Annotated in this window: 1 protein-coding gene; it reads left to right on the top strand. The window is 71.0% G+C overall.

Features of this window, described 5'->3' with window-relative positions:
- Positions 1-133 precede the first annotated feature (133 nt).
- Positions 134-858, top strand: a 725-nt coding sequence (locus OMK64_RS20085; protein WP_272730120.1) for a VWA domain-containing protein, incomplete at its 3' end; no start/stop codon positions are given.

Raw genomic sequence — 858 nt, 5'->3', positions numbered from 1 at the left:
GTCTCGGCGCGGTCACGATCGAGCCTGAAAATCGGCTGCCCGTTACCTGAACGGGACAAGCCGGTGACGGACCCGTGCTGGAACCGTCGCTCGTCGGCACGCGAGGATTCAGTCCTCGAACAATGGAGGCGACATGCGCGGGTGGTCATTCTCAGGTGCCCTGACGGCGGCACGACGGCGTTCCGGCACGGTCGGCGGTGGGCGCGCACGGGCGGGTACGCGTGGGGCGGCCGCCGCGGTGGCGGTCGTCGTCGCGGGCACGCTCGCGGCGTGCAGCGCGGGCGAGTCGGGCGCCGACATGGCCGGACCGGAGGTCGCGTACGACGACTCGTTCTCCGAGGAGTGGCGCGACGTCCCGACGGACGACCAGGAGGAGTACGACGACTCCCCGGAGCAGCCGTTCCAGGACGTCCGGACGAGCCCGCTGTCGACGTTCGCCTCGGACGTCGACACCGCGTCGTACAGCAACCTGCGCCGCCAGCTGCGGCAGGGCGTCGCGCCGGAGGGCGTGCGGATCGAGGAGCTCGTCAACTACTTCGACTACGACTACCCGGCGCCGGACCCCGACGCGGCGGACCCGTTCACGGTGACGACGCAGGTCGCGGACGCGCCGTGGGCGCCGGACCACCGGCTCGCGATGATCGGCGTGCAGGCGACGGCCCAGAAGCCGACGAGCCGCGGGAACAACATCGTCTTCCTGCTCGACGTGTCGGGGTCGATGGACGAGCCGAACAAGCTGCCGCTGCTCGCGGAGTCGTTCGAGCTCCTGGTCGAGCAGCTCGACGAGGACGACACCGTGTCGATCGTGACCTATGCGGGCGACGACCGGGTGCTCGCCGACTCGGTGCCGGGCGACCA

The sequence above is a fragment of the Cellulomonas fimi genome (assembly GCF_028527925.1).
Taxonomy (GTDB): Bacteria; Actinomycetota; Actinomycetes; order Actinomycetales; family Cellulomonadaceae; genus Cellulomonas; species Cellulomonas fimi_C.
This window is presented reverse-complemented; position numbering and strand designations above follow the sequence as displayed.